The 21,081-nt window shown below is 32.8% G+C and carries 23 protein-coding genes; 11 read left to right on the forward strand and 12 right to left on the reverse strand.

All coding sequences use genetic code 11. From position 1 onward, the window contains the following. Position 1 precedes the first annotated feature (1 nt). From AC8GF4_RS07205 to AC8GF4_RS07230, 6 genes are all read left to right on the forward strand, one after another. Positions 2-430 (forward strand): DoxX family protein, encoded by a 429-nt coding sequence (locus AC8GF4_RS07205; RefSeq protein ID WP_506593572.1) that lies wholly within the window; start codon positions 2-4, stop codon positions 428-430. A gap of 5 nt (positions 431-435) precedes the next feature. Further along, positions 436-1,806 carry an alginate export family protein gene (locus tag AC8GF4_RS07210; RefSeq protein WP_506593573.1) on the forward strand — a complete coding sequence of 457 codons (1,371 nt, stop codon included), beginning with the start codon at positions 436-438 and terminating at the stop codon, positions 1,804-1,806. Between the two features lie 24 nt (positions 1,807-1,830). After that, the gene (locus AC8GF4_RS07215) at positions 1,831-2,133 is read left to right on the forward strand and encodes a hypothetical protein (protein WP_506593574.1); all 303 of its coding nucleotides are present in this window, start codon (positions 1,831-1,833) and stop codon (positions 2,131-2,133) included. A gap of 86 nt (positions 2,134-2,219) precedes the next feature. After that, positions 2,220-3,158: a ring-cleaving dioxygenase gene (locus AC8GF4_RS07220; protein ID WP_506593575.1), complete on the forward strand. Its 939-nt coding sequence runs from the start codon at positions 2,220-2,222 to the stop codon at positions 3,156-3,158. A 6-nt stretch (positions 3,159-3,164) separates the two neighbouring features. Next, complete coding sequence (locus tag AC8GF4_RS07225; protein WP_506593576.1) at positions 3,165-3,791, forward strand: alpha/beta hydrolase; 627 nt, start codon at positions 3,165-3,167, stop codon at positions 3,789-3,791. Between the two features lie 94 nt (positions 3,792-3,885). Further along, positions 3,886-4,245, forward strand: coding sequence for a cupin domain-containing protein (locus tag AC8GF4_RS07230; RefSeq protein ID WP_506593577.1), 360 nt, complete (start codon positions 3,886-3,888; stop codon positions 4,243-4,245). 37 nt (positions 4,246-4,282) lie between these two features. Here the strand turns inward: AC8GF4_RS07230 and AC8GF4_RS07235 are convergent, their stop codons facing one another. Continuing rightward, on the reverse strand, positions 4,283-6,232 hold the full coding sequence (locus AC8GF4_RS07235) for a sigma 54-interacting transcriptional regulator (protein ID WP_506593578.1): 1,950 nt from the start codon (positions 6,230-6,232) through the stop codon (positions 4,283-4,285). Between the two features lie 267 nt (positions 6,233-6,499). On the opposite strand from AC8GF4_RS07235, the gene AC8GF4_RS07240 reads away from it, so the two are divergent. The 5 genes from AC8GF4_RS07240 (at position 6,500) to AC8GF4_RS07260 (ending at position 11,601) form a co-directional block, all read left to right on the forward strand. After that, entirely contained in the window at positions 6,500-8,932 is a 2,433-nt protein-coding gene (locus AC8GF4_RS07240; protein WP_506593579.1) for a histidine kinase dimerization/phosphoacceptor domain -containing protein, read from the forward strand. A 107-nt stretch (positions 8,933-9,039) separates the two neighbouring features. After that, the gene (locus AC8GF4_RS07245) at positions 9,040-9,375 is read left to right on the forward strand and encodes a hypothetical protein (protein WP_506593580.1); all 336 of its coding nucleotides are present in this window, start codon (positions 9,040-9,042) and stop codon (positions 9,373-9,375) included. Between the two features lie 25 nt (positions 9,376-9,400). Next, positions 9,401-9,979 (forward strand): Crp/Fnr family transcriptional regulator, encoded by a 579-nt coding sequence (locus AC8GF4_RS07250; protein ID WP_506593581.1) that lies wholly within the window; start codon positions 9,401-9,403, stop codon positions 9,977-9,979. A 334-nt stretch (positions 9,980-10,313) separates the two neighbouring features. After that, positions 10,314-11,033 carry a pirin family protein gene (locus AC8GF4_RS07255; protein WP_506593610.1) on the forward strand — a complete coding sequence of 240 codons (720 nt, stop codon included), beginning with the start codon at positions 10,314-10,316 and terminating at the stop codon, positions 11,031-11,033. A gap of 34 nt (positions 11,034-11,067) precedes the next feature. Further along, positions 11,068-11,601: a YceI family protein gene (locus tag AC8GF4_RS07260; RefSeq protein WP_506593582.1), complete on the forward strand. Its 534-nt coding sequence runs from the start codon at positions 11,068-11,070 to the stop codon at positions 11,599-11,601. A gap of 125 nt (positions 11,602-11,726) precedes the next feature. On the opposite strand, the gene AC8GF4_RS07265 is transcribed toward AC8GF4_RS07260, so the two are convergent. The 11 genes from AC8GF4_RS07265 to AC8GF4_RS07315 all read right to left on the reverse strand — a co-directional run bounded on the left by AC8GF4_RS07265 (position 11,727) and on the right by AC8GF4_RS07315 (position 20,581). Next, the gene (locus tag AC8GF4_RS07265; protein WP_506593583.1) at positions 11,727-12,632 is read right to left on the reverse strand and encodes a phospholipase A; all 906 of its coding nucleotides are present in this window, start codon (positions 12,630-12,632) and stop codon (positions 11,727-11,729) included. A gap of 424 nt (positions 12,633-13,056) precedes the next feature. Beyond that, positions 13,057-14,415, reverse strand: coding sequence for an aldehyde dehydrogenase (locus tag AC8GF4_RS07270; RefSeq protein ID WP_506593584.1), 1,359 nt, complete (start codon positions 14,413-14,415; stop codon positions 13,057-13,059). Positions 14,416-14,531: 116 nt separating this feature from the next. Continuing rightward, a complete protein-coding gene (locus AC8GF4_RS07275; protein ID WP_506593585.1) occupies positions 14,532-15,149 on the reverse strand; it encodes a cysteine hydrolase family protein in 618 nt (205 codons plus the stop codon). 38 nt (positions 15,150-15,187) lie between these two features. After that, complete coding sequence (locus AC8GF4_RS07280) at positions 15,188-15,601, reverse strand: OsmC family protein (RefSeq protein WP_506593586.1); 414 nt, start codon at positions 15,599-15,601, stop codon at positions 15,188-15,190. A gap of 10 nt (positions 15,602-15,611) precedes the next feature. Then, entirely contained in the window at positions 15,612-16,397 is a 786-nt protein-coding gene (locus AC8GF4_RS07285; RefSeq protein WP_506593587.1) for an alpha/beta hydrolase, read from the reverse strand. A gap of 10 nt (positions 16,398-16,407) precedes the next feature. Beyond that, entirely contained in the window at positions 16,408-17,211 is an 804-nt protein-coding gene (locus tag AC8GF4_RS07290; RefSeq protein ID WP_506593588.1) for an enoyl-CoA hydratase/isomerase family protein, read from the reverse strand. 23 nt (positions 17,212-17,234) lie between these two features. Beyond that, positions 17,235-18,326 carry an alpha/beta hydrolase gene (locus AC8GF4_RS07295; protein ID WP_506593589.1) on the reverse strand — a complete coding sequence of 364 codons (1,092 nt, stop codon included), beginning with the start codon at positions 18,324-18,326 and terminating at the stop codon, positions 17,235-17,237. A gap of 19 nt (positions 18,327-18,345) precedes the next feature. Continuing rightward, positions 18,346-19,239 (reverse strand): alpha/beta fold hydrolase, encoded by an 894-nt coding sequence (locus AC8GF4_RS07300; RefSeq protein ID WP_506593590.1) that lies wholly within the window; start codon positions 19,237-19,239, stop codon positions 18,346-18,348. Positions 19,240-19,312: 73 nt separating this feature from the next. Then, positions 19,313-20,056, reverse strand: a complete 744-nt coding sequence (locus AC8GF4_RS07305; protein WP_506593591.1) for an SDR family oxidoreductase — start codon at positions 20,054-20,056, stop codon at positions 19,313-19,315. A gap of 212 nt (positions 20,057-20,268) precedes the next feature. After that, on the reverse strand, positions 20,269-20,370 hold the full coding sequence (locus tag AC8GF4_RS07310; protein WP_506593592.1) for a hypothetical protein: 102 nt from the start codon (positions 20,368-20,370) through the stop codon (positions 20,269-20,271). 22 nt (positions 20,371-20,392) lie between these two features. Further along, a complete protein-coding gene (locus tag AC8GF4_RS07315) occupies positions 20,393-20,581 on the reverse strand; it encodes a hypothetical protein (protein ID WP_506593593.1) in 189 nt (62 codons plus the stop codon). Positions 20,582-21,081 lie beyond the last annotated feature (500 nt).

Raw genomic sequence — 21,081 nt, forward strand, 5'->3', positions numbered from 1 at the left:
GATGAAGAACGCAATATTACTTTCTATGCAAACTAATTTAGGAAAAAAAGGTAACGATGCTGCTTTACTCTTTTTCAGAGTGGCTATAGCTTCTGAATTAATCATTGCCCATGGTTTAAAAAAAATCGGTATTGGTGTTGTCATTGCTGAAATAGTGCCAAATCCCCTTGGTTTGCCAGAGGCAATTAATCAAGCGTTTGCCACTAGTGCAAATATCATCATGCCCCTATTTATTGTTTTGGGTTTATTTACAAGAATAGCTACCCTACCCATTTTAGCAGTAACTGTAACAGGGTATTTCGTAGTGCATTTCAACGACCCGCTACTGATAAAAGATATCCCTTTTATGTATAGCGTTAGCTTTCTTTTAATTGCTATCACAGGTGCTGGTAAGTATTCTTTAGACCACTATTTTACAACTAAAAATTAAGCGGTATGAAACTGTTTCTTTTACTAATATTAATGCTGAATTTCAGCATATCATCCGGACAACAAAAACCGTCTTTCAAAGCATTACGGTATGAGGATGATTTCACCTATTTGAAAAAAGACACAGTAAAAAGCGAGTACGAAAAATTAAAATTCACACCACTGAATAAAAGCGGAAATACGTATGTTTCTTTTGGTGGAGATGTAAGGTTCCAATATTTCAATATCAAAAATGAAGATTGGGGCGATACACCTGATGATAAAGACGGATATATTCTATCGCGCTATCTTGTGCACGCCGATTTTCATGCAAGTTCCTACTTCAGACTATTTTTGCAATTACAAAGTAGCAATGCAAACGGACGAATTAATCCGAATCCGGTAGAAAATAATCCACTCGATTTTCATCAGGCGTTCTTCGATGTAAATTTTATATCCAAAAAGTATTCGAAAGTAACACTCCGTTTAGGTCGTCAGGAGTTATACTATGGCAGCCAACGTTTAATTGCCGTAAGAGAGATTCCAAATAACCGTAGTGCATTTGATGGCATTAAACTAATATGCGGAGCTAGATCAATAAAATCAGATCTTTTTTACACCCATCCAGTAGCCAATAAAATAGGGATCTTTGATGACCACTTCGATAAAGACAGCAAATTTTGGGGAACTTATACCGTAATTAATAGTGTGCCTTTTTTTAAAAATATAGATGATTATTATTTAGGGCTATGGAAAAGTAAAGCTAGCTTTAATGATGGTTCTGGAAAAGAATTGCGTCACACATTTGGAACCCGTATATGGAAAAACGAAGGCAGCTGGCGTTTTGACTTTGAAGGAGTCTATCAATTCGGAAAATTAGAAAATAAAAACATCACTGCTTGGACCCTTTCTTCTTACTGTTCGTATCAATTTCAAAACATAAAATTCAAACCTATGCTGGGGTTCAAAACAGAAATTATATCGGGAAACAAAACCTATGATGATGTAACTATTGAAACCTTCAATCCATTATTCCCACGAGGTGCCTATTTCGGATTAGCAGCATTAATCGGCCCAACAAATTTACTAGACATACATCCATCCATTAATTTTGAAGTAACACCCAAATTTAATGTAGCATTCGATTATGATGCCTTTTGGAGATACAGTAAAAATGATGGCCTTTATGCCACCAATTCACAGTTAATTTATACTGGTAAAAATTCTTCCGAAAAATTTATTGGAACACAATTGGGAACTGAAATGATATACCAGTACTCAGCCATGATTTCTTTTAAACTCGAAGGAACTTGGTTTCAATCTGGAAAATTCATTAAGGATTCTGGCTCAGGCAAAGACATTCTTTTGGGAGGTATAACAACACAATTTAAAATTTAATTCAATTTACCCATCAAAAGGAGTATGAAAAAAAACATAATGTACATAAGCACTAATGAAAGAAAAACAAAGGAAATAGTAAAAATCATAAATAGTAATGAAAGCTACTATGGGATAGCAGCCAATTCTGAAATAGAAGCTATTCAACAATTCTCAAAACACAATATCTTGATGGTAATTTTTGGTTGTAATATAAAAAGAGATATTGAGCATGAACTATCAAATTATTTTAAAAAAATAAATCCTAATATTATTCTATTAGACCCTTATGGTGGCGGGGTAGGTCTCTTGCATCAGGAAATCAGTTATGCCTTTGAAAATCAATAAATAGTGAATGTATTTCTTAAACTAGTTCAATGCTTACAGATCATCAACATAATAAATTTGTAATATAATTTAAAAACAAACATATCATGGAAAATACAATTTTAGGCATTCATCACATTACAGCAATTGCTAGCGATGCAAAACGAAACTTCAACTTTTATTCTAAAATTTTAGGGTTACGTTTTATCAAAAAAACAGTAAATTTCGATGATCCTGGAACGTATCATTTTTATTTTGGAGATGAAATAGGAAGTGCTGGAACTATCTTAACTTTTTTTCCTTGGGGAGAAGGAATTCAGCAAGGAAGAAAAGGATCTGGAATGGCTACAGAAATTGGTTATTCTGTTCCAAAAGGAAGTCTAGATTTTTGGGTAAAACGTTTGGATCATTACAATGTAATTTACAACAAACCCTCAGAAAAATTTGGAGAAAAATACGTTTCCTTTTTAGACCCAGACGGACTGAAATTGGAATTAATAGAATCAAAAACCGCTGACAATAGAAAACCTTGGGAAACAGATGAAATAAATGCTTCGGTTGCACTCAAAGGCTTTCACAACATTACATTGACATTAAACAAAATAGATGCTACAGCAAGTATTCTTACTGATATTTTTGGCTATAAATTAGTAGACCAATCGGTAAACCGCTATCGTTATGCTACAACTGCTGTTGAAAATGCTTCAATTGTTGATTTAGTAGAATTACCAGAAGAAAAACATGGTCATGTCGCAAACGGATCGGTACATCATGTAGCATTTCGTGTGAAAAATGATAAAAGCCTGATGTATTTTTATGAAATTATAAGTAAAATGGGATTAGGAATTACGGATCAAATTGACCGTCAGTATTTCCATTCACTTTATTTCAGAGAACCAGGAGGTGTGCTATTTGAAATTGCAACCGATAATCCCGGCTTTACCGTTGACGAAGCATTGGAGGATTTAGGAAAAAATTTAAAATTACCCCTTCAGTACGAATCGAAACGCAAAGAAATTGAAGCACATTTAGTAAAAATAAACTAACACATTATGGACTTTAAACCAATGCATTATATTTATAAACCATCAGTAAATCCTGAAGCAAGAACACTGCTACTCCTTCATGGCACTGGTGGTAATGAAACCGATTTACTTCAATTAGCCGATCGTTTTGGTAAAGATATAAACATACTAAGCTTAAGAGGCAATACTGATGAAAACGGAATGCCTCGATTCTTCAAGCGATTAGGGATGGGGATATTCGATGAAAAAGATTTAGAATTCAGAACCAATGAGATGGTGTTTTTTTTAAAGGATTTAGCCCTTAAAGAAAAATTTGATATAACTAAAATTATTGCTTTAGGCTATTCCAATGGTGCCAATATTGCTGGAGCAACATTATTATTATATCCCGACTTTCTTGCTGGAGCTATTTTATTTCGACCAATGATGCCTTTTAAAAATAAAAAAACAGAAGTAAACAATCGAAATACACCTGTCTTTTTAAGCTCCGGGAAAGAGGATCCAACAGTAAATTCAGAAGTAATTAAGCTATACACGATACTCTTAAAAAATAATGGATTTGATGTTACTGAATTTATACTTTATACAAGCCACAATCTTATTCAACAGGATTTAGATTTGGCAGTAGAATGGTTCAAAAAAATAAAAATTTGATTGTATAATTGGTTTTTAGGTTGGTTTGAGATGCTTGTGGATAAAGTTATCGCATCCATGAGCATCTCTTTTTTTTAACGCTAAAATTTAAAAAATGAAATATTTTAAAGTAACAAGAATTTATGCTGATGAAAAAGGAGAAAGTCACTTTGAGGAAATAAAAATCAAGTTAAAGGACAAAGGGGATATTGGTTTTTTATCAGAGTTAGAAGAAACTGTTGGGATAGTCTTCCGGAAAGTAAGTCCCGAATATGACTACGACTTTCACAAAGCTCCAAATCGGCAGTACATTATACTTCAAGACGGAACAATCGAGATCGAGACATCCTTGGGAGAAAAGAGGATATTCGAACAAGGTGACATCTTATTGGTAGAAGATACTACTGGAAAAGGGCATAAAACCCGAAACTTAAAAAAAGCACTTCGATCATCTATATTTGTTATTTTAGAATAACAGGATACATAAGATTACGAGATAAATTCAGTTTATTTTATAAATAATGATTTTTAATTCCTAATTTTTTCATTTTAGAATTTAATGTAGATGCTGGAATATTCAAAATTTCAGCAGCTCCACCCATTCCAGAAACCTTTCCTTTGCATCTTTTTAGGATGTAAATAATATAATCCCGCTCATTGTCCTGAATTGTTTTTATAGAAAATTCCTGCGGTTTTTCAATCTGTTCACTCTTTTTAGAAAAAAGAAGTTGTATTTCTTTAATTGTATTACCATCGCTCATCAAAATACTGCGTTCTATAACATGCTCTAACTCTCTTATGTTGCCTGGCCACTCATACAATAATAACTGATGAAGTGCTGAATCGTGAAGAATTGGTGCTTTCAATCCAGTTTTTTTGCTAAATAAATTAATAAAATGAGTTGCCAAAATGGGAATATCTTCTGCTCTTTCCCTTAATGTAGGAACCAGAATTGGAAAAACATAAAGTCTATAATACAAATCCAAACGAAATCTTCCTGCGGCCACTTCTTCTTCAAGGTTTCGATTTGTTGCAGCAATAATACGAACGTCGATTTTAATAGTAGAACGTCCTCCTACCCTCTCGATTTCCTTTTCTTGTAACACTCGCAATAACTTCACCTGGATATCTATCGGCATTTCCCCAATTTCATCTAGAAAAATAGTACCCCCATTAGCCATTTCAAATTTGCCAATACGTTTGTCGGTCGCTCCTGTGAAAGCTCCTTTTTCATGACCAAAAAGCAGGGATTCTGCTAAATTTTCTGGAATGGTTCCGCAGTTAATAATTACAAGTGATTTTTCTTTTCGACTGGACAGATTATGAATACTTTGTGCTACTTTTTCTTTACCCGTTCCACTTTCTCCTAATATTAATACTGAAGTTTCAAAAGGTGCGACTTTTTTTATTGAGTCAAAAACTGTTATCATTTTTTTACTGTTCCCTATCATGGACTCAAATCCTTGTGGAATATTTTTAGTAAAATTCAAAACTACTTTATTCTTGCCATTTAGTTTTTTATCGGTAATGTACATATCGCTAACAAACTTGGTCAATATGTTTTGTAGCTTTTTTAATAACAACAAATGTTCTTCCAAATAAATATCATAATTCCTGCTATAGAATGAAAAACTAAAATTACTCTCATCAATAATCAACGGAATTACTATAAAAGATTTGATTCCAAAAGTATGCAGCACCAATCTCGTAATAGCTGAATCCTGACTTACTTTAACCAAAGAATCTCCATGATAAATTTGCTCAATTTCCAATTTTAGGGATTTGGAATTTAACTCATTTAATTCTTCTTTTTTTAAATTTGTTATTTTCGAAAATCTATCAATGTTTATCATTTCATAATTATCAAAATTCCTTCTAAGCAATCCAATAGTATTAGGAAAATCATCGATAAATCTAGCTTCCATATAATCGAATGGAACAAAAGTTTGCAATGTTGTTCCCAGCTGCAATAATGCCTGTTCCCATTTTAAGGAAGAAAAAGTAATTTCATTGATGCTTTTCTCAAGAATTTTTTCTTGTAACATTTGCGTTTGTATACTATTCTTATGACTGTAACAGGCTATATCCAGCATTATTAACACATCCTGATCTCGAAATGGCTTAACAATGAATCCATAAGGCTGAGTTTTTTTGGCTTCTTCTAATATGCTTTTACTGGAATTAGCGGAGAGATAGATAAATCCAATATGCTTTTCTTTCAATATTTTGGCTAAATCAATACCTGTCTCTTTTCCTTTGAGAAAAATATCTACAAAAACAAGGTCAGGTGTTTGTTTTTCTATAAATTCTAATGCTTGAGCTACAGAACGCATTAATCCCATAACCTCATAACCTGCTTTTTCCAGGATTAACTGTAAGTCATGTGCTTCAATAAATTGATCTTCAACAATCAATATTTTCTTCTTTGATGAAATTTTTTCATCAACAAATTCTTTTTTCATAAAACTGTATTTTTATTGCTCATCTGAAGAATCAAACTATAAAAAGTTTATGATTACTTAACATATAGAACTTCAATCAAAAAAAATAATTGAACATTTACAACACAAAGTTAATTAATAATTTGTGTCTTAAAAAGCAAAGAATCTTTTTTTAAAAGAAAAGAAATTGATAACAAATCAAGAGGATTTAGATGACTTATTAAAACCTTAACTTAATTTATTTCTATCTTTGTAAATTCTAAAACCTAAAATAAAATAGATCAAGAAATGAAAGCATTATATCTTTTTTGTATTGTTTTAGTTCTTACTTTACAGAGCTATGGACAAATCAAACATTCCAAATATAATTACGACATTAAAGAAAGTCGATTATTAGTTAAAATCACAGGTGTTTATTTACACTCTGTTAGTCAGGGCACTATAGATATAGATAGCGCAATGGTATTGGCATGTAACGCCAATAAAGTTCCGTTATCATTGTCTTATGACGAAGGATATAATGACGGTAGCGATTTTCCAAAAGTTAAAATGATTATTGGCGATAATATAAATGTAGCAGTAAAAACACTTGTCAAATTAAAAAACACTGAAAAAGTATATTTATTACTACATATAGGCAGCCATTACCTTTTTAAACCAGGTAACAAGAAAGAAGATCTTCAAAATGCTTTTGTCTACATTAATCAAGCCGTTCAACTAAGTAACATACTAGGAATACCAAAATGGAAACAACAAAGTAATATATTGTTGGGCAAATATTATTTTCAAGCTGGTAATATTGACAAAAGTCAAACTACTTTTTCAATGGTTACAAAAAACTGTCGTAAACTAAATGATAAAAAAAATTTAGCAGATGCACTAGAAAACCAAGGAACTTTTCTATTGGACAACAATCCTGATAAAGAAAAAATATTGAATGAGGCAATGCATTTGTATAAAGAAACAGGTGATAAAATTAAAGAAGTTGAAACGTTAACGAAACTCCTTACGGTACATTTTTGGAATGGAAATTTGGCTCTTGCCAAAAAAGAATCGATTCAGGCGTATAATTTTCTAAAAAAAATAGGGTTTAAACATACCCATTACAATGCTGCAACCATTTCGTATATAAATTTAGTTTTGAAAAATCAAAAAGAAGCCTTGTTATATGCAATAGATGCAGTAAAAACTATGGAAACTACGCAAGATATGGCCGTTGCAGATAACCTCTATATGCGCTTAGGAAATGTCTACTATTACATGGGGAATATTGAAGATGCTATACCCTTATTTAAAAAAAGCATTAAAATTGGCCAAAAAAATAAAAATACTCAAAGTTGGTATGTAAGTTTTGTAACCTGCCTAGATGCCATGGTTGAAATTGGAAAACACCAAGAAGCAATTGACTATTTGAAAACGGAAACCCTACAATATCCCCCAAATACTTTATTTGAAAAAATGCTTATTTCACAGATTTCAGCAAAATGTTATAATAAGTTGGGGAACAAACAACTTGCTGAAAAAAATTACATAATCACAGTTAAGTATATGCAACAGTTAATTGATGCAAAAACAGCTTATAATTTTGCCGTAATCTATTCAGAGATTTCTTTGTTTTATGCCAATTTGAATAATGGAAATAAAGCAAAATTTTATGCCGACATAGCATTGAATATTGATCGTAAATATAAAATCAAATTTAACTACCCAAATTTAGACCTTTCCCTATTCAAGATTGATTCTCTTTCTGGAAATTACTTATCCGCGATTGGACATTATCGAAAATTTAAAAAAAGTAATGACTCAATAGAAAACTATTCTAAGCGCAAAGAAATTGAAGAATTACGATTTAAATATGAAACTGTACAGAAAGAAATAAACATTAAAACTTTACAAACTCAGACTAATTTACAAAAGAACCAATTAGAAAAATCAAAACTCTTGATCAATTTGTCGGCTGGATCTCTACTATTATTGACAATAATTATTGGGCTACTGTACAATCTCTATAGAGTAAAACAAAAAAATAATGATAAACTTGAAATTAAAGAAAAAGAAATTAGCCTAAAAAACAGCCATCTTCAACATTTACTTGATGAAAAAGAATGGTTGATGAAAGAGATTCACCACAGGGTAAAAAACAACCTTCAAACGGTAATTAGTTTACTTAATTCTCAATCTGCTTATATTGATAACGATATGGCTTTATCTTCCATAAAAAGCAGCCAGCATAGAATTCATTCTATGTCTTTAATTCATCAAAAATTATATATGTCCGAAAATGTTTCGACCATAAATATGACCGTATATGTGAAAGAATTGGTTGAATATTTGAAAGATTCTTTTAATGTAAGACAACGTATTAGTTTTAAAATAAAAATAGAACAATTGGAATTAGATGTAGTACAGGCCGTTCCATTAGGATTAATTATAAACGAAGCTGTTACCAACTCCATCAAACATGCTTGCCCGAATGATCAAAACGGAATTATTGCAATTTCATTAGTCTCAACGAATGAAAAACAATATTTACTGACCATTCAAGACAATGGAATTGGAATCTCTACTGAGTATAAAGACAAAAAAAAATCATTCGGCATGAGTTTAATAAAAGGTTTAACTGATGATTTAGAAGGGACTTTTTCCATCGAAAACAACAATGGTACTTTGTTAAAAATATCCTTTGAAAAAATTATTTTAGAAAAAGAAAAAAAATCATAATCAATTGTGACAGCAGTTAAAACATTCATTTAAGAAAGCTTTACTTGTCGTAGATTAAGTAACATTAAAGAATTTGGAGCTAATTTTGCATTTTAAATTATAAAGCTATGAAAAAACTTGAATTTTTAATACTCGGTAAAAATGAGCCTATACTAGAAATTCTGTTGCGTCTTGTGAATGCAAACGAAGATTGGCATGCTATAGGTTTTGGTGATGAAGAAACTGCTAAAGAATATTTTAAACAGAACCTTCTGGATATTGTGCTGTTAAGTTCAGGCATTGATACAGAATCTGAAAAAAAAATACAGGAGTTTTTTATGGCGCAACAGCCCGAAATTGAAATTATACAACACTATGGTGGTGGAAGCGGATTATTGCAGAACGAAATCTTACAAGCTTTAGAACAACGAAGAAAAAGAAAATTATCTGAAAATAAAGCTTAAATTTAATCTTTTAATTTTCCCCAATATGTTTGAATCGATTAATAACAATATTTGCAAAAAAAATGAATTTACACCTGACGAAATCGAGTATTTCAATACCATTTTGCAGTATAAAGAAGTTCCAAAAAAGACATTCTTATTGCAAGAAGGTGAGATTTGCAACTTTGAAGCCTATATCCTAAAAGGCTGTATCCGTAAATATTACATCAATGAAAATGGGTTTGAAGTAATTGTGCAATTTGCAGTAGAAGATTGGTGGATAAGCGATATAGCAAGTTTTCATGAAAAAAAACCAAGCCAATTATTCATAGAAACGCTCGAAGATTGCCAATTATTGATGCTAACTCCCGAAACTAAAGAAATACTTTTGCAGAAAGTCCCCAAATTTGAACGCATTTTCAGGTTACTGGTACAAAGAAACCTTTCTGCAATGCAAAACAGGCTCATCGATACTATTGCCAAATCGGCACAGGAAAAATATTTAGAATTTATAAAACTTTACCCAACAATACCTCAACGGGTAGCCCAGCATTATATCGCTTCTTATCTTGGGATTTCTGCCGAATTTTTAAGCAAAGTCCGAACGAAACTAGCCAAACAGTAAGTTTCATTTCTTGTCCTAGTTCAATGCTTTACAATAACTACCGATCTAATTTTGTATCGGAATTATTGTAAAGCATTTTTTTATTTAGAAAATATAAAAAAATCATTTCTTGTCCTAGTTCAATGTATAGAAATTGAAACCGACTGAAATTTGTACCGTAAAATAAATACTAGCAGCCATGGATAGAAAAGACTTTATTAAGAAAGGAATATTTGGAACTGGAATGTTTGCAGCAACAGCGGCATTTGGAAATATTATACAAAATGATATTGATGAGATTCAGCCTCTTGAAATATTAGGCTTCAATCATCTTCCAAACTCAGGATCACTGCTAATGGAAAACACCATTTTGCATAAAGCTGATACAAGAGGACTGGCAAATCACGGTTGGTTAGAAAGTCATCAGACGTTTAGTTTTGCCAATTACTATAATCCGGAGCGAATGCATTTTGGAGTATTACGGGTTTTAAATGATGATCGTGTGGATGCCGGCAAGGGTTTTGGCACACATCCTCATGACAATATGGAAATTATCAGTATTCCATTAGAAGGCGATTTGGAACACAAAGACAGTATGGGAAATACCACTGTGATCAAAAAAGGTGATATTCAAACGATGAGTGCCGGAACGGGAATTTTTCATAGTGAATTCAATAAGAATGATGATCAGCTGGTGAAATTTTTACAAATCTGGGTGTATCCGAATAAAAAAAATGTTACGCCCCGATACGACCAAATCAGCTTAAAAACTGAAGAAAGAAAAAACAAATTTCAACAAATTCTTTCTCCAAGCCCAGACGATGAAGGTGTTTGGATTCATCAGGATGCGTGGTTTCATCTAGGAACATTTGATCAAAATATTAATACTGAATACATAATAAAAAAACCGAACAATGGAGTTTATGTATTCATCATAAAAGGGTCGGTCATGATAGCTGATCAAAAATTAAATTCTCGTGATGGTTTCGGGGTTTGGGATACCCAAAAAATAAACTTCACTTCCAATGAGGACAATACAGAAATCCTATTGATGGAAGTGCCAATGTCAATGTAATATCTTAATTAACAACAATAATAAAACAAATAAAATGTCAACAAAAACAACTTGGGCTTTGGACCCAACACATTCAGAAATTGGGTTTAAAGTAAAACACATGATGTTTACAAATGTATCTGGAAGTTTTACACAATTTGATGCGGCAGTAGAAACAGAATCGGATAGTTTTGATAATGCAAAATTCAGTTTTAAAGCAAAAATAGATTCAATTACAACAGGCAACAAAGATCGAGACACTCATTTATTAAGCCCAGATTTCTTTGACGCTGCTACTTTTCCTGAAATTAGTTTTACCTCAACTGGTTTTTCAAATATACTTGATGGTGAATTTGAATTAACTGGAGATTTAACACTACACGGCATTACTAAACCTATTCAGTTAAATACTGAATTTGGAGGCTTAGCAAAAGACCCATGGGGAAACACCAAGGCAGGACTTTCTATCACAGGAAAAATTGACCGAAAAGATTGGGGATTAAATTGGAACTCAGCTTTAGAAACCGGAGGAGTTCTGGTTGGTGAAGAAATTAAATTAAACTTTGAATTGCAATTCATCAAACAATAAAGACTTTATTAATCAATGCAAAAGCGCTGTAAGTATTTTTACAAATACGTACAGCGCTTTTTTTTAAATCATAAAAACAATCAATATTTATCTGAAGTATCGAAAACAGTCCATCAATACTTTTTTTATAATGTTCCCGCAAATACAATTCCAATTCCAGCAATTGTATGGATTTGATCGTAATCAATCATTGCATCACCATATCCGTGAAAAAATTGAGCATACCCTTTTAGATTTCCATATATAGGGAAGGCACAATCCACTTCAACGCTACCATGATTATCGTCACCAAATCGTAAAGAATGTTGTGCCTTTAATGTCAATAAATATTTATTTAGTCTATAATTAAAAGTGATATCCCCTCTACCCATATAATCTTCTATATCTGGATTTTCCGTAATTTCAGCTGCAAACCATGTCCTAACAACTAAACTCCATTGCTTATCCTCAAAACCTGCCTCCAAATTAAATCGATTCCAACTTCGGGTAAATTTATTACCTTCTCTTCCATTTGACTGATGATTAAATCCAAAACCTAGCATTTTCATCTTTAAAAAATTAAACTGTACGGGATAGTTAAAAATAATTTCCGGTTCATAATTCGTTTCCCTAAAAGGTCTTGAAAATTCTGCGTTGTAAACTTGCCAATAGGATTTTTGAGTGTAACAGAGCCATAAGGCACCATTCCCAAAAATTCTTTGGGCTAATTTGGTTTTAAAACTGAACTGCATTGTCGCTTCTACATTGTCCAATTGAATTTCTTCTTCGGTTGCAACATCGTCAACTGGTACCACTTCAAAATTGACTTCTCGCCTATGACTTGAAAACCGGAATGGCAAAATGTAAGTTGGCTTATAGGCCGTTATCAAAAAGGTCTCAATTTTAGTGTCAGGTTCTAATTCCCATATCTGTGTTAGCGTCTGATACGTATCTATTTTCTTGAAAATCGACGATGATTGCCCCCTTAAAGTAGTAGTTACAAATAAAAAAAGAACTAGTATTTGTATTGTTTTTTTGAAATTATTTTTCATTATTTTTTTCTTTTTATTTACTTTTAAATTAAATTCTGAGCTCTTTATTTTAATAGTATCCAATCTGTTAATTATCGAATGGAAACTAATAATCATTTATACATACAATAAACACAAAGTTCTACGTATCAATTTCATGCATGATTCTTTCTCTACTTTCTACTATTAATCTTGTGGTATTCTTAAACTACTTTCAAGTTTATACCATTTTCAGAATCACGCATTGCATGATAAATATCTTCAAGTTCATAGAATTTAATTAGCTCATCAAAAGGAAACAATCCTTATCTTACAATTCTATCAGTCGTTGGATAAATATATCAAGAACTCTATCACTTACATTTACATATTGGTACATCATATTATTGATGTGGCCCATTTAAAACTGCATCCTTAATTTTCACCTTATAGAGCTTTTAAAAATTTAAGCAACAACTTGTTTCAACATTTGTAATTTTTCATCAGTATATGGAGAATATTTTACATCTGTGTCTGGAGTAACTTCTTTATCAAGTATGCTTTTGTAGTGAGAAAATGCTCTAAAACCCGCTTCACCGTGATAATTGCCTATACCGCTATCACCAACCCCTCCAAAAGGAAGTTCGCCATTCGTAATATGCATTACCGCCTCGTTTATAGACCCACCTCCAAAAGACACCTCATTAATTACTTTATTCTTAATGTTTTCGTCTTGAGTAAACAAGTAAAGAGCTAGCGGTTTTGGCCTTTGTTTTATTTCTACAATGACTTCATCCAAATTATCAAATGTTAAAATAGGCAGAACAGGCCCAAATATCTCTTCCTGCATTACTTTATCTGCCCAAGTAACATTGGTTAAAATAGTGGGTTCAATGAAGCGTTCTTCAATATCATAATTTCCGCCTATAAATACCTTTTGCTTATCTATCAATGCGGCTATGCGGGACGTATTTCGCTCATTGACAATATTCACATAATTGTCGTTTTCCAGTTTACAATCAATAGATAACATCACTTCGGAAACTTTATTAAGAAATTTTTCTTCAATGCTTTTATGAACATAAACATAATCTGGTGCGATACAAGTTTGTCCTGCATTGAGAAACTTGGCCCAAAGCATTCTTTTTACAGTGATATCCAAATTACTGTCTTGCATAAAAATGGTCGGACTTTTCCCTCCCAATTCTAGTATTACGGGTGTTAAATGTTTAGCTGCAGCCTGATAGACTATCTTTCCTACCGATACGCTTCCCGTAAAAAATATGACATCAAACTTTTGCTCCAGTAAAGCAGTTGTTTCAGGTATAGCTCCTTCTACTGCGGTAAAATATTCACTGTCAAAATTCTCATTTATCAGCTTTGAGACTAAACGACTACTATTAATTGTAAGTTCACTAGGTTTAAGAATCACTGTACATCCTGCAGCAAGTGCAGCTACAACCGGTCCAAGAGTAAGCTGATAAGGATAATTCCAAGGGCCAATCACTAGGCTTACCCCTAATGGTTCCGGCATGATATAGCATTTTGCTGGCGCATTCAAAAGATTAGTCTCGATGGGCTTAATACTGCTCCACTCTTCCAAATTCATGACAGCAACTTTAATTTCATTATACACCACATAGAATTCTGTCAGAAAGGTTTCAAATTTCCCCTTGCCATAATCCTTACGAAGAGCCTCATTCAGTAATTCTTCATTGGATTTGATAAGACCTTCCAGTTTTTTTAACTGAGCAATACGAAAGCTAATTGGTTTAGTAGCATTACTGTTAAAATAATTCAGTTGATGTTTTACTAATTTTTCCATAATATTTATTCATTAAAATAATCTAGTTTTTTAAGTAGAAAGCGCATCTATCAGGTTTATTATTTCAACGGGAGGAGTACTTCAGTATTCCTCCTATTGAAATAGTTCTCACCTATTTATAATTTAGGAGAATTCAAAAAATCTTGGGTAGTTAACATAACATGTCCATAATTTGGAAAAGTAGTCTCTACTGTAACCCTAATTTCTTCCCAGTTAAATGCGCCGATACCATCTTTAATTAGAGTCACATGGTACCCTAATTCCACACCATATCTTGCAGTCGAATCAATACAAGTATTCGCTCTCATACCTGCAAGTACTATACGATCTATATCATGCATCTTTAGTAGAAAGTCAAGATCGGTATTAGCAAAACCACTCCCAGTCCAGTGATTTTGAGCAATTAAATCCCCTTCTTCTGGCTGAAGCTCAGGATGAAACTCGGCACCCCAACTTCCTTTTTCAAATAAGACTACATTCTTACTTCCCTGATGTGCTGGATTAAGAAACCGCCAGTTTAGATAGTCCCCTTTTTCTGTATGACGATGTGGAGCATAAATAATTTGAATTTTTCGTTCTCTAGCTCCTGCAATTAACTTTTTAAGGTTTTGAACCAATTGAATACCTTCTACTGTTTCTTTAGTCAAAGGATAAAATTTACCTCCATCTGAAAGAAAATCATTAAAAGGGTCAACTAGTATTAAAGCTGTTTTTGAATATGTACTTGCATCCATTTTATTTTAATTTTACTTATTAATTTTAAAGAATAAATTTAGTTTTCCAAAAGTGCCTCAACCGTTATAGTAGCATTTAAGACTTTGCTTATAGGGCAATTTTTTTCTGCGTCTTTAACGGCTGAATCAAATACCTCTTGAGTAATCCCAGCAATTTTTGCTTTTAAAACCAAATGAGATCCTGTTATGGTTCCATCATCAAGAGATACAAATGATGTTGTTTCCAATTTTTCAGCTGTAAATCCCAATTCTTGGAGACAAAATGTAAGTTTCATAGTGAAACAACCTGCATGAGATGCTGCTAATAATTCTTCTGGATTGGTTCCGATACCTTCTGCAAAACGACTTTTAAAAGAATACTGTGTCTCATTTAAAACATTGCTTTGCGTAGTGATATGCCCACTTCCATCCATACCCGTACCGTTCCAAACGGCTGTTGCTTTACGTTTCATAATTATTTATTTAGTTGTTATTGATAAAATCTAATATGTAATCTGCTTCTTCTTTCCAGCTCGGTAATCCTAAAACATAATGATTATGTCCCTTAAATTCTTTATACTTAGTTATAGATCCATTATTTTTATACTTTTTAAAATTTCTGTAATTAAGAGCGGCTGGCATAATATGATCTGTACTTCCCGAAATAAACAACAGCGGGTTGTGCGGTTTATTAAAATCTATTTTTCCTACTGAGCTTAAAGGATCTCTTAAGGCTAATCTGGATTCAGGAATGGTACTATGCTCATATGCTTCTTTCTGATCTGCATAACTCATCCCATTCGTAAAGGCATACTGCCAATCTTGGAAACTCATTAAATAGGTTTTCTTGGTTGACTCAAAAATACCAAGTGGCTTCCATAATGATTTATAAAAAGAAAATTCAAGGGAAAAAACACCTTGTGGCGGTACGGAATGTATAGCTACTGCTGCTTCAGCTAAACCACGCTGCAACAACAACTGTACTGTCAATCCTCCAAGTGAATGACCAACTAAAATTGGTTTTTCAGGTAATTGTTTTATAAAATTGGCATAATTATCTACCACTTCTATGTATCTCAATTCTGCTAAACTTTTATCATTTGGATGTTTTTTCCTTAGTTCCGCTGGACTTCCTTCCTTAAATGGCCAAGATGGTGCGAAAGTTGTGTATCCATTGCTTTCAAAATAAGTTTTCCAATTGTCCCAGCCATTATGGCTTACAAAAGCACCGGTTACAAACACAATTGTTTTAGAATTAATAGTTTTCATGTTTTTTTATTTAGTAAGTTGATAAATGGTCAGCAAGATTGAGTTCAAAGTCTCTCTGTTGAAAACCTTGAGCTATTAATTCACCTAACCTTTCTTTAGTTTGTGGCCAGCTTAACGCTTCAAAAAACTTTTCTTGAGTAGATTGAAGGTCTGAAGGCGCAATAGTTTGTGTTCTTTCATTAATGATACTTTTAGCAAGAGCAATAGCCTTTTTGTCAAAACTTTGAACACGAAGAGCAAAATCAGTTACAAACTGATCCAATTCAGCATCAGGAATAGAACGATTTATCCATCCATAAGCTGCAGCTGTATCAGCATCAAAATCTCTTGCTCCTACAATTGCTTCAATAGCTCTTGCTCTGCCAATTAGCTTAGGTAATCGTTCTAAACCTCCCGCGCCTGGGATCAATCCGCATCCTACTTCAATTTGTGATATAAGTGTTTTTTCTCTGCTACCAAAACGAACATCCATTGCAAGTAACACTTCACTGCCTGCTGCACGAGCTCTACCTCTAAGTTTACCTACAGTTATGTAGGGAGCTCTTTCAAATTGTAGGGCAATATCAGGCCAGTAGCCTTGCTTGGTTGAAGCTGCATTTGGTTCTGTCGCGCCCAAAATATCATAATGAGAAATGAAAAAATCAGGATCTGCACTTTCAAATACAACAACTTTCACTGCATCATTCTGATCGAGTTCATTTGCTAGTTGTTGAAAATCGTCAATCATGTTTTGATCAAATAAATTCAAAGGAGGATTGTCAAGGGTAACTTGCAAATAGGATTTTGTATACCAAGTTAATCTTAGTGTTTTCATTAGATGTCTTTTAAATTAAATCTTTATTTTAAATTTTTCTTTAATTCAGATCCTGCATGCTCAATCATAGAGCGAGTTGTTGGCAAATTGGCTAAGGCATTCAACAATCCAAAATCGTGAATCATCCCGTTATATCTAACTGTAGATACTGTAACTCCTGCTTCATCCAATTTTCTACCATAAGCTTCTCCTTCATCACGAAGAATATCATTTTCAGCTACTTGTATTAATGCTGGTGGAAGTCCCTGTAATTGCTCTTTAGTGCCTTGTAAAGGAGATACAAATCTTTCTTTACGAGCTACTGCATCGGTCGTATATTGATCAAACATCCATTTCATAACAGAAGTAGTTAAAAATCGATCGGTAGCATATTTTTTATAAGATGCTGTTTCAAACTCAGCATTGGTTACAGGCCATAACAATACTTGAAATTTTATTTTAGGCCCATTTTTTTCTTTTGCCATTATGGCTGTTACTGTCGCCATATTCCCACCCACGCTATTACCTACTATACCTAGTTTTTTTCCATCAACATTAATCTCTTCTCCATGATCTGCGACCCATTTCGTTGCAGTATAAATTTCATTGGTTGCTACCGGAAATTTAGCTTCCGGTGATGGAGTGTAGTTTACAAAAACGGCAACGCATCCTGATGCAACAACTAAATCACGTACCAGTCTTTTGTGCGTCGGGTAATCCCCTAAAATCCAACCACCTCCATGTACAAAAATAAATACAGGCAGTTTTTCACTCTTGCCTTTTGGTCGCACAATGTTTAATTTGACGGTGAGACCATCTGCATTTATCGTTTTTTCACTTTCTTCAATTCCTGAAATATCCACTTTTATTGAAGCTTGTGCATTAACTAAAACATTACGTGCCTCTTCTTTTGATAGTTTTTCGAGTGGAGTTCCTCCTGAATTTAGAATTTTAAGAAACTTCTTTGTTCCCATGTCTATATTGGGGTCTGTAGCATAATCCTGAACTTTTGTTTCCACAATATCATTTTTTATTATGTTAGTGGCATTTGACGATCTATTGCAGGATGTCACAGTTATAGCTATCGCCACAATCAAAAATCCAATGGTCTTTTTAAATGTTTTTTTTGTTTTCATATGATTTGATTTATATTTATTAATTGTATTTAATATTTTGAATGAAATTGTCAATATAATTGGCTACCAATTCGGGGTATTGATGATGAGGACCATGACCGGTCTGTGGAATAGTTATAAGCTGTGCGGTCGGTAGTTTTTGATTCAGTTCAAACCAGTTTTCTGGAGGAAAGCAAATCTCATGATGAGCGGAAATAACCAATATAGGAATAGTTGTGCTCATTATTTTTTGTCGAGCATTGTAAGGATCATTTTCATAATCATCATGGCATTTCCCATAACATTCCCATAATTCAGGTTTCACTTTGGGATCTTTCTCTTTTCTTTGAGCCATCCTATCATGACTTTCTATTGCAGCTTCACTACTTATTTTTGACTTTGGATCAAAAAACAATATTGTCTCGTGCTCAATTGTGTAATCCGGTATGTAAGCCGTATTCATAAATACCTCCTCAATAGGATAATCGACTTTTCCTGGTGGTTTAGTTCCAATGAGAATACAATGTGAAATCCTTTCCGAAAATTCCGTTGTCACAATTTGAGCTACCCAGCCTCCCAATGACCAACCTCCAACAATAAATTTTTTGATTTTCAAAGCATCGGCTAAATCCACTGCATCTTTTGCAAAGCCTAAAACATCAACATGTGTTGTACCTGTGGACGATGCCAGTCCTTTATAGTTAAAGGTTATTACTTGATAGTTTTTTGCCAATGCATCCAAAAAGGCAGGATCCCAATCATCGAGATTAGCCCTGAAACGTGAGCAAAGAATTATTGGTTCCCCTTTGCCTATGGATCGATATGCTATTTTATGATCCCCCACCTCCGCAAATTGTGTTTTGGATTCATTTGCTCTCTGACCGTAAGATCCCTCACTTAAAGAACTGAATAATATCAAATTAAACTTTTTCATGATAATTTATTTATATGTGATTTATTTTAACTGTGGATAACAAAGAGTCTTTTAGTTTCTGTGAAAAATTAAATTAATTACTGGAATTCATTATTTCCAGCGCTTTTTCTGGTGATGACAAATACAATTGATAAAAATCGGCGGTTTGACCAACATGTATTTCATATTGATCATTTTGCAATGCATCGTGAAGATTTTGTGCAACTATTGCTGGACTTATCCCATTACTTCCTCCAATTTCATCTGAAAAACCAGTATTGACTAAAGGAGGCATTACTTCAAAGACTTTGATCGCTGTAGATTTTTCTAATGTAATCCGTAATACCTGTGTGTAAGAATGTAATGCCGCTTTACTTACTGAGTAACCTGGAACACTAATGCCAGGCGAAAAAGCAGTTATAGAGGAAACATTTACAAAAGCCGCTTCTTTTTGTTTTTGCAAAAGCGGCAATAATTTTTGTGTCAATCTTACAATTGAAAGGTAATTGGTCAAAATCTCTTCACTTGCTTTTTCAAAAGCATTTATCTTTTCATCTGTCAGCTTATAATAATTAGCCAAACCTGCATTATTAATTACTATATTCAAATCAGGAAAATCCATGTTTAGTTTTTGTACTAAATCATTAACATCATTTTCGGAGTTGATGTCCGATACCAACGCAGTTGTGTTTTCAATCTGTGCGGCAGCTAGGTTTAGCTTTTCTGCATTTCGACCAGTAATTATGACTTTATTATCTTTGGAAAATAATTTAGCCATTTCAAATCCAATTCCAGATCCACCTCCAGTAATAAGAATAGTATTGTTTGAAGTTTTCATAATAATTTATTTTAGTTATATAATTTAAATATTTAATGTTCCTTGTCTAGATGCAATAACATAAGATTTTTTCAAAGCTTCAAAATAAGTTGGATGTTCATAAAAAAAAGAAATATAACTTGATCAGTTATCTCTTATTCCATACCAATTACACCTTGAGTAATCATATAAGCAGCTCTGCGTTTGATATTCTGAATCACTATAATTTTACTTTAATTAGGTTCTGAAATCACTATAACAAAACCAACTTTTTGCATACCGACTCTCGCTTTAGCATTAGCAGAAAAAGAAAATTTACCAACACGATAATCCATAATTTTCTTTTTGAGTTCTTCCTCAGTATAACCAACCGATGCAATCTCGTTCCTGGTATACTAATCCAGGAAATAATTTACAATTGATATGTGTTTTTTGTCCATTAATTGTTTCCGCAACAAAAACTCCATCTTCCTCTGCCTTTTGAACCAACATAGCACCAACAATTACATCTCCAATGGTGTAAATATTATTTTCTTGGGTTTGCAATTTTTCATTAGTTACTATCCTTACGTTATCATTCTAACTATCCATGTTTTTTTCAATCTCAATCCATTCGTATAAGGATTTCTGTCAACTGCAGCTATACAGTAGTCTGATTTAATTTTTCGATATACAACTGATTAATACAGATAATACATTGTTGCATTTTTACAATTTTTTACTGCCAATTGTGTTTTTTGACTAAAAGGGTCTCGATACAATTTTTAGAAATATTTTTTTAGCTCTTTTACTAATTCTTTAACCATAGTTGAAATCAAACTATCAACATACTCGACCATAGAAACTCTTACTCCTAAGAGTTATTAATAATTGCACAAATTATTTATTATTAAATCAAGAAAATTAAAAACTTACCTAATTATTCGACTTGTCTTGATGAATCAAAATATTAAAACACATAAAACAACTATTAGGCCAAAAATCATAAACAATTAATTATCAATACATTAAAGATATTTCAAATAATTATTTATTAACTGTATTTC

This window comes from Flavobacterium rarum (SeqCode) (assembly GCF_965234445.1).
Lineage (GTDB): Bacteria > Bacteroidota > Bacteroidia > Flavobacteriales > Flavobacteriaceae > Flavobacterium > Flavobacterium rarum.